This window comes from Mordavella massiliensis, from assembly GCF_016902415.1.
Lineage (GTDB): Bacteria > Bacillota > Clostridia > Lachnospirales > Lachnospiraceae > Merdimonas > Merdimonas faecigallinarum.
The window spans coordinates 1-16,563 of the sequence record NZ_JACJLV010000043.1 but is presented as its reverse complement, the minus strand read 5'-3'; the positions used below and the strand labels follow the sequence as shown (position 1 = coordinate 16,563).

Sequence of the window (16,563 nt, the reverse complement as noted above, 5' to 3'; positions counted from 1 at the left end):
TTGTCATGTCTAATTTTGATGTCACCTGCTTCTCATCTTAGGAATCCTGCATTGCAGGATTCCTACCGCATTTTTAATCAGGATTGCGACCTTGTTTCGCAATTACCTACGTAAATATACAGGCATAAATCTGCCCTCCGGAAAATCTGTGATCTTCCAGAGGGCTTCATCAGCTCTTTTTGCTGCTCTTACTCTAATTCAATGTTTTCATCCAGATCATATTCTTCCTGGGGCTGTGCCTCCGGTTCTGCGCTTCCGTACTCTGCCTCCAGTCCTCTCGCCGACTGATCCGGGATCTCCAGTTCAGAACGGTTGTTGCGGACCATATCATAACACTCCTGCAGAGAATTTACCAGACCGTCGTATTTGGTGGTATAGCTGTCCAGGGTATGTCCGATGATGCTTTCCGCATTCGCCAGAAGATCGTCTGTATACTGCATTGCACCGATACGGATATCATTGGCATCGCTGGTCGCATTGTCCAGGATCTGCTGTGCCTGCTCGGTCGCAGCAGTCACGATCTCATTCGCCTGTGCGTAAGCCTGCTGCATGATCTCATGCTCGCTGACCAGTTCGTTGGTATGGATCTGTGCCTCCTCGATCATGCTGTCCGCCTTGGCCTGAGCGTCAGCCAGGATGGCGTCCTTGTTGGCGATGATCTTCTGATAACGCTTTATCTCATCCGGAGTCTTCATCCGCAGTTCTCTCAGCATCTCATCCATCTGATCCTTATTTACAATGATCTTGGATGTGGACAGAGGCTGGAACTTACAACTGTCGATGTACTCCTCGATTTCTTCAATAATCTGTTCAATTCGGCTGCTCATAATTTACACTCTCCTTTTAAATTCATTTTCTCTTTCATGCAGTCTGATACGTAACCAGGTACAAACTGAGAAATATCCCCTCCAAAAGCTGCCACTTCCTTCACCGTGGTAGAACTCAGGTACGAATATTCCAGGCTGGTAGTTAAGAATACGGTCTCCACTTCCGGCTCCAGCTTGTGATTGGTCTGAGCCATCTGCAGTTCATACTCAAAATCTGTAATTGCACGCAGCCCGCGGAACACCATGTCCGCCTTCGATCTTCTTGCAAAATCTACCAACAGCCCTTCAAAGGGCTCGATTTTGACATTTGGCATATCTTTTGTTACTTCTTTTAACATTCTAACACGTTCTTTTACAGAAAACAACGGGCTTTTTGCTTTATTATCCAGCACTCCGACAATTAATTCGTCCACCAGTCTGGATGATCTCCTGATAATATCCAGATGTCCCAGCGTCACCGGATCAAAACTTCCCGGATAGATCCCTTTTAACATATCTCTTTCCTCCCCGCAGGTGTCAGAAACACATGCTGATTCGTCTTATATTCTTTTCTCTTTAAAATATCATATCCCAGATCTTCCACGTAGGAGAAATCCGTATCTTTTGACGCCTCCACGATCACAACACCGCGGTCAGCGATCAGATCCGAATCCGCAAGATAGGTCAGTACCTTTTTTTCCCATTCCTGTCCGTACGGAGGATCCATAAAAATATAGTTAAACTGTTTTTCCCCCTCCAGTTTATACAGGGCTGTCATAACATCTACGGACATGGTCATGCCCTTTGACTCCAGATGGGTTTTTTTCAGATTCTCTTTTACACAGGCCATGGCTTTGGGATTATTCTCCACAAATACCGCCTCCATGGCGCCGCGGCTTAAAGCCTCGATCCCAATGGCCCCGCTTCCTGCAAAAAGATCCAGAAACATACAATCATATAAATAAGGGGCGATCATGTTGAATAAAGTCTCCTTGATCCGGTCGGTCGTAGGTCTGGTTCCCAGTCCTTCAATTGTTTTTAGCTGGGTGCGTTTCGCACTTCCGGCAATCACTCTCATCTGTCTTTTCCGCTCCTTTCTGTCTTTACAGCCGAAGCCCTCTGTAACGGTTCATGCATGCAAACAGTTCCTGCTTCCTGGGAATGCACAGGTTCCCGGGAAGGGCGCCCTGGCCTGTCAGTATCTCCAGACCGTCCCGTCTAATCCTCTCGTAGATCGTGTCCACGATCTGCCGGATGCCTGTTTTTCCATCCATCAGCTTTTCTTCTGCATATTTCATCATATATCCCAGACATTCCAGCTGTTCACTGTCCGCAAGCTGTTCCACATATCTTAGATCGATATGTTCCTGCCCCAGTGTCACGCCATCTCTTCCCATGGTTTTGATCTTGATCCGTCCCTTATGGTAGAGCCCCGGATTGGATCCTGGGCAGCGGTCGAACTTTGGCATGCATATGCCGTCCTGTGGAACATGCAGCGACGGATATCCTTCTGCTGCTTTTTTGGCAGTTTCTGTAATATCTTTTGGCACATAATGATCCATCTGTATGATGTGGTCGGCGATCTGAAAATAAGCGCCGGAACTTCCCGCCACAAGGATCGTGGAAATGCCCCGGGTCTCATAAAGCCCGCCGGCCCGTTCGATGAATGGCGTGATCGGTTCCATATCCCTGCAGATCACCTGCTGCATCAGTTCATCCCGTACCATAAAATTCGTAGCGCTGGTATCCTCATCGATCAGCAGCACCGATGCGCCGGCCTCCACCGCTTCCACCACATTTGCCGCCTGAGAAGTACTGCCGCTGGCGTCTTCCGTATAAAAGGCCTCTGTATCTTTTTTATTTGGAAGATTGTTGATGAACCATGAAATATCCGTATGTTTGATGGAACGACCGTCTTCTGCCCGGATCTTTACCGCATCCGCATCTGTCACCACATATTCTCTGCCGTCTCCCGCAATATGAGGATAGATGCACAGTTCCAGCGCCTTTAGCAGGGTGGATTTTCCGTGGTAGCCGCCGCCTACGATCAGGGTGATTCCTCTGGGGATCCCCATGCCGGTAATTTTTCCCCGGAAGGGAAGATCCATCTCCACTTTCATTGATTCCGGAGACACAAACGGCACACCGTTCTTCATGGGCTTCTGCGACACGCCGGATTCTCTGGGAAGTAAAGACCCGTCCGCCACAAACGCCGCCAGCCCCTGTACGTTCAGCTGTTCTCTGATATACGCCTGGTCTTCTGCCAGTTCCATCACCTGTTCCAGATGCTTTCCGTCAAGATTCCGGTAGATACAGGAGTTTCTTACACATTGCGGGAGAAACTCAAAGATGATCTTTGAAAGTTCTCTGGCATTGATGGTACGTCCATTAGCAGGAAATCCTGCTTCAAACCGTATGATCACATCCCCGCTCTTTGGATGGATACTGCAGGCGCTTCGCTCCAGTACCTCCTGGCCGCACTTGGTCACCGATAACAGACCGCTTTTCCCCGATCCCTTCGCCTGGAAGGAATATTTCCCTGCCGCCCGGGCAAACCGACGGATCAGTTCATCCTGAAGTGCGATCCTCTTGTGAGGTTTATCATAAAGCTTCTCCGGAAACCCTGCTGTCCTCCCCTTCACCTCAATATGAAGCCTGGACGGAGCGGCAAAAGGGTCGCCCTGAACATGGTCGATCCCCAATAGATACCCCGGAAACTGATACATCCCTTTTGTCTCTTTATATGCCGGATACCCCTTTCGATCGATCCGGGTCAGTAATTGCCTTAAATCTTCTGCTGTTTTCATCCTAATATGCCTTCGCCTCTTCTCTTGTCATCCAAAAATGAATGCCTGTGGTAGAATCCATCCACCGGTCCTCATTAAAATCTCTGACTTCCACCCATTCTCCCTTTTTATAGATAAAGTTTTCATCCACCAGAGACCAGGCCTCGTCAAATTCTTCTGTATAATCAAAGCTTTTAATTGTCAGAACCTTCGCCCTGCTGCACCGGCAGGAAGGCAGTGTGGCGGAAGTACGCTTTGCGTCCGCCGGGATCAGAAGCTGTACCAGACGGTCATTGAAACATTTTTTATATCCGAGAAATGCCCCTGTTTCCGGACAGCGCATCCGAAACCACTGCGTGTCTGCATCTGACCGGATCCCCGTCAGATCCGCATACTCCAGTATGGCGCCAAAAAGATTGGCCCCCTTGATATTACTGTTCCGGAGATCACAGTACCGGAAGGATGCCGTTTTCAGATTGGCGCTCTGAAAATCGGCGTCTTTTAACGGACATCCGTCAAAAAGAGCGTTTTCGAGACTGCTTCCGGAAAAATTCACCTGATTTAAGGTCGACCCCTGAAAAGAAGACAGCGTAAAATCGATATTGCTTAAATCCCAGCCGGTAAGATCTGAAGGCTCCAGTTCCCGTTCCCGAAAAAGAAGCCGCTCTCCCGCCCGTCTTTGCGCTAATGCTTTCTTTAATTCTTCCTCAGACAGCCACTTCATTGCACCTGCCATGGTCACCGCCCCTTTTTCCTGTTTTCAAAAGCAAACAATTCCTGTATACTGTATTTTAACATATTATTATGTTTTTTCAACATACACATACGGAAGGAAAGGAAAAGAACTTATGGAATACATCTTAGCTTCTGCGTCTCCACGCAGAAAGGAACTGCTCACCCAGGCAGGTCTTGCCTTTGAAGCAGTTCCTTCTCATGTAAAAGAAATCATCAGAAAAGAGGAGCCGGCAGAGATCGTAATGGATCTGTCTCTTCAGAAAGCCGAAGATGTTTACCGGACTCTGCAGCCGGTAAACCGCACAGTGATCGGCGCGGATACCATCGTCGTCTATCAGGGCGAGATCCTTGGAAAACCGGCCGATGCTTCCGAAGCTATGGATATGTTAAGCCTGCTGGCCGGCCGGACCCATCAGGTGTACACCGGCGTCACCCTGATCTTAAACAGAGGCGGTGATCCGACTGTGCGAAGTTTTTATGAAAAGACCGATGTGACTTTCTATCCCATCGACCGTTTTGATCTGCAGGATTATATCGCCTCCGGCGATCCTCTTGACAAGGCCGGAGCCTATGGCATCCAGGGCCCCTTCGCCATCCATGTGAAAGAGATCCACGGAGACTACAATAACGTAGTGGGGCTTCCCATCGCCCGTCTTTATCAGGAACTGAAAACCTTTTCCTGATTAACCGGCCATCTTCATATCCAGATATTTCGCCGCTGCTTCGTCAATGGATTCTCGCATCACACAGATCAACTGATCTACATCTTTTTTCGAGGCGATCAGCGGCGGGATCATCCGGTTAACCTGGTCACCGATCGCTGTAAACAGTACTTTTCGCTCCAGCGCTTCATGCTTTACCTCCACCGCGATTGGAAGATCATACTCGCATCCCACCAGAAGACCTTTCCCACGGACTTCCTTTACATGAGGGAGTTTTGCAAGTTCCTGTCTCAGATAACGTCCTACTCTTCTTGCATTTCCGCTTAAATCTTTGTCAAGAATCTCTGTAACCGAAGCGAGCGCTGCCGCACAGGCAACCGCGTGGCCCGCATAAGTAGAGCCGTGAGTTCCCGGCGTAAAGGCTTTGGCAACCTCATTTGTTACACAGCAGGCTCCGATCGGCATTCCACCTCCCATAGCCTTTGCCATAGAAACAAGATCCGGTTTCACACCATATCCCATATATGCCATCGGAGTTCCGGTCCGTCCCCATCCGGTCTGCACCTCATCCAGAAGAAGCAGCAGGCCTTTCTCATCGCACAATTTTCTAAGTCCTTCCATAAATTCCTGGGTAGCCGGATATACTCCGCCTTCTCCCTGTACAGGCTCAATCATGATCGCAATAGTATGGTCTGTGACCTTTGACGCAAAATCCTCCAGGTTATTATATTCTGCATAGGTAAATCCTTCCAGCATAGGGCCGAATCCCTGTTGGATCGCGGTGTCCGGCTGACCTGTTGCCGCCATGGATCCAAAGGTTCTTCCATGGAATCCTTTCTGTGCTGTAATGATATGATATTTATCCGGTCCATAATGGTCAATCCCGTATTTTCTTGCCATCTTGATCATGCATTCATTGGCCTCTGTCCCGGAATTCTGATAAAAAATTTTATCCATTCCAATGGTATCACAGATTTTTTTCGCCAGAAGCGCCTGTGGAATCGTATACGGATAATTAAAGGTATGCATAATATCATCCATCTGATCTTTGGCTGCCTTTACCACCTCCGGATTGCAGTTTCCGGGGCTGTTGACCGCTACGCCGCCGTAGAAATCCAGATATGGCGTCCCTTTTTCGTCATATAGGTACATGCCTTCGGCCCGCTCTGCGATAAAATCATACCGCTCATAAGTTTCCACCATGTACTTGTTTACCATTGCCTTCAATTCCTCTGCTGTAAGTCCCGTATCTCTTAATCTCATGATATACTCCTTTCTCTTCCCTTGTTGCGGTTATCCACTGCTGATTTCATAAGAGGGAATCCTGCTTTGCAAGATTCACCGTTGAAACAAAAAAAGGTGCCGTATCCTAAGATACGGCACCTTTGCCTGACATATTTCGTATAACTTTATGTTCTTATTTTTAAAATCCTTTTCTAGTTATACTTACGCTTTCTAGCAGCTTCAGATTTCTTTTTACGTCTAACACTTGGTTTTTCGTAATGTTCTCTTTTACGAATTTCCTGCTGAATGCCGGCTTTCGCGCAGTTTCTTTTGAATCTGCGTAAAGCACTATCCAATGTCTCGTTTTCTTTCACGATTACATTTGACATACTCTCACACCTAACCTCCCTCCAGTCCTATATTGTGCATCATATGACTGTTCGGGTATATTTCTTGCACACATAGAATTATAGCACATATTTCGTCTACGTCAACATTTTTCGTATTTTTTTATGACAATTGTTCTTTTAAAACCTCCGGCACCTTAGCGACAGCGGCCTCCATGCCTTCCGGATTCTTTCCTCCGGCCTGGGCCATATTCGGGCGTCCGCCCCCGCCTCCGCCTACAAGTCCGGCAACCGCTTTGATCAGATTGCCTGCATGGGCGCCTTTCTTCACGGCTCCATCCGTGGCCATAGCCATCAGGGACACCTTGCCGTCTGTAGCGGATGCCAGTACGATCACGCCTTCACCCAGCTTTTCTTTCATCTGGTCGCCCAGATCCCTCAGACCGTTCATATCTACGCCGTCCAGTTTCACTGCCAGAAGCTTCACACCGCAGACCTCTGTCACCTGATCGGTCACATCACCCATGGCGTCTTTTGCCAGCTTGCTCTTTAAGCTCTCTACTTCGCTGTGCAGTTCTTTATTTTCACTCTGCAGGTGAGCGATCTTCTCTTCCAGCTTATCCGGATTGGTCTTCAGTAATCTGGCGGCCCGGTTCAGCTTTTCTTCCAGTGCGCGGTAATAATCATCCAGTCCCTTAGCCGTCAGGGCTTCGATTCTCCGCACGCCTGCCGCCACACCGGTCTCGGACAGGATCTTGAATGCCCGGATCTGTCCGGTATTTGGTACATGTGTACCGCCGCAGAACTCAATGGAAAAATCTCCCATGCTGACTACCCGGACGATATCGCCGTATTTCTCTCCAAATAATGCGGCTGCTCCGGTTTTTCTGGCCTCTTCGATTGGCAGATTCTCAACTTTTACCGTGAGATTCTTACGGATCTGTTCATTCACGATATCTTCCACCTGCTGCAGTTCTTCCCTGGTCAAAGCGGAAAAATGAGTAAAGTCAAACCGCAGTCTCTCTGCATTCACAGAAGATCCCGCCTGTTCTACATGGGTGCCCAGTACGCTGCGGAGCGCCTTGTGGAGCAGATGGGTTGCGCTGTGGTTATTGGCAGACAAGGTACGGTTTTCTTCATCCACCAGAAGTTCCGCCTGATCGCCTGTTTTCAGCATTCCCTTTGTCACATGACCTACATGGCCGATCTTGCCGCCGTGAAGCTTGATCACATCCTCTACCTGGAATTCTCCCTCTGCAGTGCGGATCACACCTTTATCGGCCTCCTGACCACCACTGGTGGCATAAAACGGAGTCTCGTCTACAATGATCGTGCCTGCCTGTCCCTCAGTCAGCGCCTCCACAATCTCAGTCTCTGTAGTCAGAACGGTGATTTTCGATTCACAGGATAACTGATCATATCCTACAAATGCAGAGGTAATCGCCGGGTCAATAGACTCATATACCGTCACATCCGCCCCCATATAATTGGTGACTTCGCGGGCATTACGTGCAGTCACTCTCTGCACTTCCATAGCTGCCTTAAAGCCTTCTTCATCTACAGAGATTCCCTTCTCCTCCAGGATCTCCTTCGTCAGATCCAGCGGGAATCCATAGGTATCATACAGTTTAAATGCCTGATCTCCGGAAAGGACTTTCTCGCCTTTTTCCCGGATCTCTGCTTCCATCTCGCTTAAGATAGACAGACCCTGGTCAATGGTTCTGTTAAACTGATCTTCTTCCTTATCAATGACCTTCAGGATAAAGTCTTTCTTCTCTTCCAGTTCCGGATACCCGTCCTTGGATCCTTCAATCACAGTAACGGCCAGGGTGGTCAGGAATTTCCCCGGAATATTCAAAAGTCTTCCATGACGGCAGGCGCGTCTTAAAAGCCGGCGCAGGACATAACCTCTTCCTTCATTGGAAGGCATGATGCCATCAGAGATCATAAAGGTAACGGAACGGATATGGTCAGTAATAACACGGATGGATACATCCGTTTCATAGTCCTTGCCATACTCTGCATTTGCCAGACGGCTTACATGCTCCCGCAGTTCCTTAATCGTGTCTACATCAAACATGGATTCTACATCCTGGACGATGCAGGCCAGACGCTCCAGGCCCATGCCGGTATCGATATTTTTCTGCTCCAGTTCGGTATAGTTGTTATTGCCGTCATTATCAAACTGGGTAAATACGTTATTCCAGATTTCCATGTACCGGTCGCAGTCGCAGCCTACAGTACAATCCGGTTTGCCGCACCCAAACTCCGGCCCTCTGTCATAGTAAACTTCCGAGCAGGGACCGCAGGGGCCGCTTCCGTGCTCCCAGAAATTGTCCTCTTTTCCAAAACGGAAGATGCGCTCCGCCGGGATGCCGATGTCTTTATTCCAGATCTCCCACGCTTCATCATCATCCAGATAAACCGACGGATAGAGTCTGTCCGGATCAAGGCCTACTACCTCGGTCAGGAACTCCCAGGTCCAGCCGATGGATTCTTTCTTAAAATAGTCACCAAAAGAAAAGTTTCCCAGCATTTCAAAAAATGTACCGTGACGGGCTGTCTTTCCTACATTTTCAATATCTCCGGTACGGATACATTTCTGGCAGGTAGTCACACGCTTGCAGGGCGGGATCTCCTGTCCGGTAAAATAAGGCTTAAGCGGCGCCATGCCGGAATTGATGAGCAAAAGGCTCTTATCATTATGAGGTACCAATGAAAAACTCTTCATTGCCAGATGTCCCTTGCTCTCGAAGAACTCCAGGAACATCCTTCTTAATTCATTTACTCCGTATTTTTGCATAATTTCCTCCTGTATTTAGGCTATCTTTTAATTATAAAGAGAGCCCCGGTGTTTGTCAACGCCGGGGATTTTAAAAATCACATCAATGAAAGTTACACTGTATCACATATAATCACTCTGCAATACTTCTACCAGATCACACTTCAGGATCTGCCTGCCGCCCAGGTAATATGCCAGCCCCACAAAGCCAAAAAGCACTGCGATAAAAAGCGCGACAGGAACGATGGGAGCCGCCGACCAAAATTCCATCGGGTTCAGGTAGCTTGCCCGTATCATCAGCCACACAAACACAGCGGTGACCGGCAGCGTGATCAGAACAGGGCGGCCTGCGATGACGAGGGCCTCGACACAAAACATTTTTCGCATACCCTCCGGCGTCATGCCGATGGACATATATCTCGCAAATTCTCTTTTTCTCTGCCGGACAAATCCCAGTGTGTTGGAAAATACATTGGCGATCCCGATGAGGGCCAGCAGCACACACAGCGCCCCAATGATCAGTTTGTATCCGTTCAACATGGCATTATTGTCTATCTTTTCCTGAATCCGGTTTTCTACCTCGAAAGAAATGTCATGCCCCAGCACATTCGTCAGCTCGTTCTCGATCGCGCTCAGTTCTGTCAGGGTTCTATCTTTTTCTGAAAGAATGCGGATATAGGTGTCTGGCTGGGCGTTTCCAATCGTTCCCTGGATTTGTTTCCAGGTGGAGAAGGACACAAACTGGACTAATGCATAGTTGTCATATTCCTCTCTCAAAACCGGCGGTTCCTGTGTAAGGCTAAGAACCGGGATCGCCACAGCCGCAGCGGCATCTTCCGGGTTCCGCAAAGTCACCGCGTCCTGGTTCCCTGACAAAAACGGAACGTATTCCTTGTATCTGAAATTGCTGTTTCTGTTATCCCAAATGCGGTTCAGGACAACGCTCCCGTTCTCCGGCGAAGAGACGCCGATCTGTTCGCAGTATGCGGCAAAACTGCTGTCGTCCATGATGACGATGGGAGCCTGAATGGCATAGATCCCATCCGCCATACTGACCTCACTTCCGGCTATCCCATCAAGACCGCCCAGGCTTTTGACCTCTTCGCTGAGGGCGTCCGCCCCAATAGAACAAACGGCGTTTGCCTTTTGATAGATCACACTGTCTGTATCAGCCAAAGCATGGATTTCATCCGTGTGAGAAAAGTCCCCGATCTCTGTGTCCTTGAGGGTTGCCATCACATCCCATGCATCCTGGTAGCGCTCAAAGTAAGTATGGTTTGTGCTGATCCCGGATAGAGTAAAAAAGCTCAGCATGAGAGCAAAGCCCAGAAAAGAGAGGGTCAGCGACAGCGTGGCGGTCCGCAGAGATTTTCTCTGTGCTTTCAGCGCATTCCCGGCAAGCTCCCCTTCGGTTCCAAATAAATGCGCAAGAATACGGGATTTTTTTCTCCGTTTTAGCTGTAATTCTCCCGTGTTTTTTATGGCTTCCAGTGGGGTCATCTTGCTCAATTTCCTGGCTGGCAGCCAGGCAGAAATCAGTACCGTCAAAAACGAGGTCAGAATCATGACTGCAAACACCAGCGGATGATAGGCAAAGGCAGCTTCATGTCTGCCGACAATACCATCGGCGAGAATATTGACTGCCTGGATGGCTCCGAAGGTCAAAGCGATTCCGACAAAACTTCCGATCAAAACAGGAATCACACAAAGCATCGCCGCTTCCTGTAAAAGACAGGTGCGAATTTGCCTCGGCGTCGCCCCAATGCTGGAAAAGATGCCAAACTGATGTACACGGGCATTCATAGATACAGAAAACGAGTTATGAATGATTAAAATCAACGACACCGACACAAGCAGGAGTACAAAGAGATAAAAAGCCATCAATAAGGGCGGATTGCTGTCCTGCGGATCGTTGATGAAATAACTTGACAATAGTGATTCATGATACGATACGGAAGTTTCAGGAATACCTAACTGCCGGGCGATCAGAGGCATATCCTGATACACGGCCCTCATGTCATCGAAGCGGATATCGACTACAAGAGTCTGCCCGTCTGATAAATCCTCATTAATCAAAGCCGTTTTTACATTGGCGAAATTTTCAATTTCAGACACTTCATCTTCTTCGAACGCCCCACTAATGCGTCCCTGCCAGTTTCCTTCTTCTAAAACAACGGATTCTATTTCATAATTCCAGAAGTTATAAAATAAACCGCACAGCAAAGAAAGAAACAGAGCAGAAATAAACGCCGCAACCAGAACAGATACGCTGGAAGCCCGATTCTTTTTGATGAATCCTATCGAATAGTCTTTCCACATATCCTTCACCGACCTTTCTCCTCGAGGATCCCTTTGTGCCACTTAGCTGTATCGCGGAAATGATCGCCGACGATTTTCCCATCTTCTATGGTAATGATGCGATCCGCCTCCAATGCGATCTTTTCATCATGGGTAATCAAAAGAATCGTCTGTTCCAGGTTACGGTTAGATAATTTTAGCAAGTCAATAATTTCCTCTCCGTTTTTCCGATCCAGGTTGCCTGTCGGTTCATCGGCAAGCAGGAGAGCCGGGCGATAGATCAGAGAGCGGGCGATGGCGACGCGCTGCTGCTGTCCGCCGGAAAGCTGGCCTGGCAGTGATTCCAGTTTGTCTTCGATTCCCAGGGAATGTACAATCTGCTCAAAGTATTCTTGATTGGGTCCTCGTTTGTCTAACAAGAGCGGCATAAGTATATTTTTCCGGACAGTCAGGGTGGGGATCAGGTTATAAAACTGATAGACCAGCCCGACCTTTCTGCGCCGGAAGATGGCTGCCTGCGTCCGGTTCATGGCAGATAGTTCTGTCCCCTCTATCAGGACTTTCCCTTCTGTCGGCTGATCCACACTTCCCAAGATATGCAACAGTGTAGATTTTCCCGAACCGGATGCCCCTACGATTGCTACAAATTCTCCTTTTTGTACGGACAAGTTAATGTGGTTAAGCGCCACGACCTGATTGTCTCCGGAGCCATACACCTTACGGACATTTTCGCATCTTAGTATTTCCATGTCACTTTCTCCTTCCTCTGTCTCCCGCGCATTCCACGGCATAAAGGGACCGCTTTGCGTACAGTATAGCAAAGTAAAGTGACATCTCAGTGACTGTATATCCTTATTTCAAAACAAGCGCCGCCAGTTTGCAGATTGCGGGCGGTTATGGTTCCATTCTGCAATTCAAAAATGGAACGGGCAAGAGCCAGGCCAATTCCGATTCCATCGGGAGCAGCACACCGTCCCCGGTAAAAACGATCAAAAAGATGCGGTAAGTCCTCTTTATCAAAACCCGCCCCGTCATCCCATACACGAATTTCTACATAGAGAGGGTTGCCAGAGTATTCACAATGGACTACGCCGCCCGGTTTGGAATGTTCCATACAATTCTTTATGAGATTGATGAGGGCTTCCATTGTCCACTCTAAATCTCCCAAAAATTCGATACAGCCATTTTCCGGAATGTCAACAGTAATATGATTATTCCGCAATAGGTCGTTTAGATTATCTGACGCCAGATTTAACACAGTATAAAGATCAACCTTTTCCCGCTTGAGCGGCAGCGTTCCGGCATCAATTTTAGAAAGCATAAGCAAGGATTCTTCCAGACGGTTTAATCGTTTCAACTGCTGTCTGACCTGTTCTGCGTAAGTTCCGGGAACCTCTTTTTCCATAAGCTGCAACGACAAAAAGGCCGATGTGATCGGTGTTTTCAGTTGGTGTGCGATATTGGCCAGGTTCTCTGCGAAATTTTTCTTTGCGGCAACTGCCATTTCTCTTGTTTGGTAAAGCGATGTAACTGTTTTGTATATCTCGTCCTGCAGATGGGAATATTCATCTTCCTGCGTTTGTACCAGCGTCCCCCCTGCGCCAATATTGACCTGCTCCAAATAGGCCGTCAGATCCGCGATCCTCTTTCGATTTTTTCTGCGGAACAGAAAGATTGCGGCCGCAAAGGCGCAGGCAGTCACAAGAAAAAACAGAATCGGGAAAAGCACTGTATCCGGCGAGAAATCATAGCAAAAATCATCGGCCCGGTATCCGTATTTTTCCAGATAATCGTTCCCCTTAAGTTTTTCTTCCGTCAATGAATGATACTCTTTCAGTGCCGCTAATAACTGCGGCTCTGCTTCAGGAACATTTGCCAATATGGTTTCGCACAATGCCGAAATATGTTCAAATGCAATCTGCCAGTACGTATGCAAGAAAAAAGCGGCGGTAAATATCGTGCCCGCCGCAAAAACAACAAACGGAAAAATCAAAAGTATATTGTGTTTCCACTTTTTACTCATTGTGTGTCCTCCATACGGTAGCCAAAACTTCGGATCGTTTTTAAGCAGGCTGGATAGTTCAGCTTTTCCCGCAGTCTTTTCATTGTGACCGTCAGCGTATTATCGTTCACATAATTTCCGCTGCAATCCCAAACCTGCTCTAATAACAGGTTTCTGGTAATCGTTTTTCCCTTGTTTTCCATCAGGATCAGGAGAAGTCTGTACTCCGGCTGGCTTACAACAATTTCCTTCTGCCCGTCATAGACAGCTGTTTTCTCCTTATCCAACATCAGGTCATCACAGAATAGCTTTGTATCGGTTACGGTTTTGGTTCTCCGTAGCAGAGCCAGAATACGGGAATACAAAACAGCAAGATCAAAGGGCTTTACCACATAATCATCCGCCCCGTTTTGGAAGCCGGTAACAATGTCATGGGAATCACCGCGAACCGTCAAATAGATAACAGGCAAAGTTTTCCATCTTTCCCGGATCCAGAGGCACAATTCATTTCCCTGTCCGTCCGGCATATTCCAGTCCAGCAGGACGATCATAGGCAAATGACCGATCAGGGCTTTCTTGACATCGGCAATCCTATCAAAAACAGTCACTTTGCAATTCTGCTGCTCCAAATATTCTTTTACAGACTTACCAATTGTTTCGTCATCTTCCACGTAATAAACTTCAATCATGATAGTTCCTTCACAAGCCTTTGGATAGTATCTTCCTCTTCTTCCAGAGCCTCTGCAATCTCGGAAACAGATTTACCCTTTGCAAGCTTTTTCTGAATCTGATTCTTTAATTTATTCTCTTCTCCCTTTCGTTCGCCAGCTTCCCAGGCTTCCTCGCGCTCCTGTCGGATATGTTTTTCCTGATCGTATTCATAAATACTCACGTTCTTCGCCTCCCTGCGATTCTTCTCCAAGAACTCCTTTAAGACCCCTTCTCGGATACACTCTGTAATGGCACGCTCTACCGCCTCCGCAATGGGCTGGTCTTTGGCATACCTTCTCACCCGCCCTGTATATTCTGCATATTCCCATAATGTATGGCAGGCTTCCATCAACTCCGGGTTATGTCCCTGATTCACATTCAGCATCAATATTTCCATCTCCAGCTTCGGGACTTCTTCCTTCACTGCATATAGTTCGGAAAGTTTCAGAATCTGTCGGTCCGGCTGTTCTTCTTCTCCGTTATAAAAAACCACGAACCGGGGCGCCGGAATTTGTACTTTTTTCGTTCCATAGAGGTTGGCATCCGCTGTCATCCCCGACAGAATATCTGACAGATAAAACAAAAAACGCAATGCAAGGTTTGGACTATACGTGGATTGATGCTCATAAAGCGACAACCTAGCGTCAATAAGAAAAGACAGATCATTTCTCATCGACATATAGATGGCGTTTTCCAGGGTGTTGATCTCCAGAAGTTCCGGATCTTCATAATGTTTTCCACTGACTGCATTATACAATTCTAACAGTTTCTTCTTATCCTCGAAAATCATAACGAATAGGCGCGCCTTATACAGACGATTCAGTCTTTTTTCCATCCTGTTTCCTCCTTTAAAATGAATGATTCGCAGGAGGCATCCGCCATCTGGAAACCTCTCTGCATTGTTTGATTGGGATACAAAGCATTGAGATTTCTTTTGACGAATAAAGTCAGAATGTTCGATGCGGCAGACACCGCCAAGAGGTGAACCATTAGAAATGAAAATGCTTTTATTGTGATAAAACTATCACCGATTTTATTCCATGTCAACTCTTTTTAAGAGGATTTTCCAGGAACTAATATACTTGTTTAGTCACCATCCTAAAAGTCTATTTCGTACTCCAGATACCTTCTGGATTCATTCTGTGTCTCGCTTACAAGAGTCGCATTTCCTCCGCATTTCATTCCTTTTATAACAGCATCTATTTTTACTGCCTCACTCTCCTTCAAACCAGAAGAATTACTGAGTTTAATCATAAGTTTTTGATGCAATATAGGACTGTGTTCATTCATTCGCATTTCTATGAGATTATTGATACTGGGATCATATTTTAAATATTTCAATTTTGGTTTCACTGGATCGTGTCCTGGAAAGCTCATCTCTGCTGCTATTTCTGCCGCTATGTAATCCCTGCCTTCAATGTTTTGTTCTGCGTTTACAGCTGTAATTCCTTCCCTTGCTTTTCCTTCTTTTTTCTTCTTTGAAAATGAAGCTTTCTGTTCTTTATATGTGACTTTAAAATGTTTTGCCCCAAGATCCTGGGCGATTTTTTGTAATTCATTAATGCGTGCTTGTTTTAAGTAGTTAAAATATTCGTCAAGTGCAATATACATTTCATGATCACTTGGATTTACATAGTAAAATTCTTCATTGCAGTCTGGATAGAATGACAACCCGAACTTATCTATAGAATCGCGAAAAATATTTATCATGCGAAGATCTTTTTTATCAGATCGGAAGCCAATCGAATTTTGACAAACTTCGCTTTCCACATATTTTTTATCTTTTTCAGTCAACCTGATAAACTTAGGTATTACAAAATCTGTATCATTCAACTCCTCTAAAAATAGCGGCTGCAATGTTTTCAATTCCAACTGCCGTGCTTTCTCGTCTACAGTTTCTTTCAAAGCATGCGCTTTCTTCTTTACCGTATGTCCGACATTTCCAGCCACAATAGTCACATCTTCCAGATCAAATTCACCATCTTCATTCTGATCAGCCATACGAATGGTAATCTCTTTGGATTTCTCCAGGATATTTTTTGCATTTTCTCCAACATTTGAAACTAATTTACTGATCTTTCTCTCCATTTTTTCTCACGGGACAACTTTCGTTATCCTTCTCCTCATACTATTGTAGTAGTGTTTTTTGTCCCTCTCCAAGGACTGCGAATTCCATATGAAATATATAAATATATACGGTTACTAAATAT

Annotated in this window: 15 protein-coding genes; 1 reads left to right on the top strand and 14 read right to left on the bottom strand. The window is 46.8% G+C overall.

Annotated features, from left to right (window positions below; translation table 11 throughout):
* Positions 1-188: 188 nt before the first annotated feature.
* Genes H6A13_RS10790 through H6A13_RS10770 form a run of 5 tightly spaced genes read right to left on the bottom strand, consistent with a single transcriptional unit; the run spans position 189 to position 4,328 of the window.
* The gene (locus H6A13_RS10790) at positions 189-827 is read right to left on the bottom strand and encodes an ATPase (protein ID WP_204909574.1); all 639 of its coding nucleotides are present in this window, start codon (positions 825-827) and stop codon (positions 189-191) included.
* Positions 824-1,321, bottom strand: coding sequence for a pantetheine-phosphate adenylyltransferase (gene coaD, locus H6A13_RS10785; RefSeq protein WP_204909573.1), 498 nt, complete (start codon positions 1,319-1,321; stop codon positions 824-826). The genes H6A13_RS10790 and coaD overlap by 4 nt, the downstream gene beginning before the upstream one ends.
* Positions 1,315-1,884, bottom strand: a complete 570-nt coding sequence (gene rsmD, locus H6A13_RS10780; protein ID WP_204909572.1) for a 16S rRNA (guanine(966)-N(2))-methyltransferase RsmD — start codon at positions 1,882-1,884, stop codon at positions 1,315-1,317. Before rsmD ends, coaD begins: the two co-directional genes overlap by 7 nt.
* 25 nt (positions 1,885-1,909) lie before the next feature.
* Complete coding sequence (locus H6A13_RS10775; protein WP_204909571.1) at positions 1,910-3,613, bottom strand: ABC-ATPase domain-containing protein; 1,704 nt, start codon at positions 3,611-3,613, stop codon at positions 1,910-1,912.
* Between the two features lies 1 nt (position 3,614).
* Entirely contained in the window at positions 3,615-4,328 is a 714-nt protein-coding gene (locus tag H6A13_RS10770) for a pentapeptide repeat-containing protein (RefSeq protein ID WP_338043064.1), read from the bottom strand.
* Positions 4,329-4,440: 112 nt separating this feature from the next.
* Here H6A13_RS10770 and H6A13_RS10765 point away from each other — a divergent pair, with 112 nt between their 5' ends.
* Positions 4,441-5,010, top strand: a complete 570-nt coding sequence (locus H6A13_RS10765) for a Maf family protein (protein WP_204909570.1) — start codon at positions 4,441-4,443, stop codon at positions 5,008-5,010.
* Here H6A13_RS10765 and H6A13_RS10760 read toward each other — a convergent pair whose 3' ends face one another.
* From H6A13_RS10760 to H6A13_RS10720, 9 genes are all read right to left on the bottom strand, one after another.
* Entirely contained in the window at positions 5,011-6,252 is a 1,242-nt protein-coding gene (locus tag H6A13_RS10760) for an aspartate aminotransferase family protein (RefSeq protein ID WP_204909569.1), read from the bottom strand.
* Positions 6,253-6,425: 173 nt separating this feature from the next.
* Entirely contained in the window at positions 6,426-6,602 is a 177-nt protein-coding gene (gene rpsU, locus H6A13_RS10755; RefSeq protein ID WP_004054229.1) for a 30S ribosomal protein S21, read from the bottom strand.
* A gap of 121 nt (positions 6,603-6,723) precedes the next feature.
* A complete protein-coding gene (gene alaS / locus H6A13_RS10750) occupies positions 6,724-9,363 on the bottom strand; it encodes an alanine--tRNA ligase (protein ID WP_204909568.1) in 2,640 nt (879 codons plus the stop codon).
* Between the two features lie 102 nt (positions 9,364-9,465).
* Complete coding sequence (locus tag H6A13_RS10745; RefSeq protein ID WP_204909576.1) at positions 9,466-11,661, bottom strand: ABC transporter permease; 2,196 nt, start codon at positions 11,659-11,661, stop codon at positions 9,466-9,468.
* Between the two features lie 5 nt (positions 11,662-11,666).
* Positions 11,667-12,389: an ABC transporter ATP-binding protein gene (locus H6A13_RS10740; protein WP_204909567.1), complete on the bottom strand. Its 723-nt coding sequence runs from the start codon at positions 12,387-12,389 to the stop codon at positions 11,667-11,669.
* Positions 12,390-12,475: 86 nt separating this feature from the next.
* A complete protein-coding gene (locus tag H6A13_RS10735; RefSeq protein WP_204909566.1) occupies positions 12,476-13,663 on the bottom strand; it encodes a sensor histidine kinase in 1,188 nt (395 codons plus the stop codon).
* A complete protein-coding gene (locus H6A13_RS10730; protein ID WP_204909565.1) occupies positions 13,660-14,331 on the bottom strand; it encodes a response regulator transcription factor in 672 nt (223 codons plus the stop codon). Before H6A13_RS10730 ends, H6A13_RS10735 begins: the two co-directional genes overlap by 4 nt.
* Positions 14,328-15,188, bottom strand: a complete 861-nt coding sequence (locus H6A13_RS10725; protein ID WP_243424786.1) for a hypothetical protein — start codon at positions 15,186-15,188, stop codon at positions 14,328-14,330. Before H6A13_RS10725 ends, H6A13_RS10730 begins: the two co-directional genes overlap by 4 nt.
* 263 nt (positions 15,189-15,451) lie before the next feature.
* Positions 15,452-16,441 carry a hypothetical protein gene (locus tag H6A13_RS10720; RefSeq protein WP_204909564.1) on the bottom strand — a complete coding sequence of 330 codons (990 nt, stop codon included), beginning with the start codon at positions 16,439-16,441 and terminating at the stop codon, positions 15,452-15,454.
* Positions 16,442-16,563 lie beyond the last annotated feature (122 nt).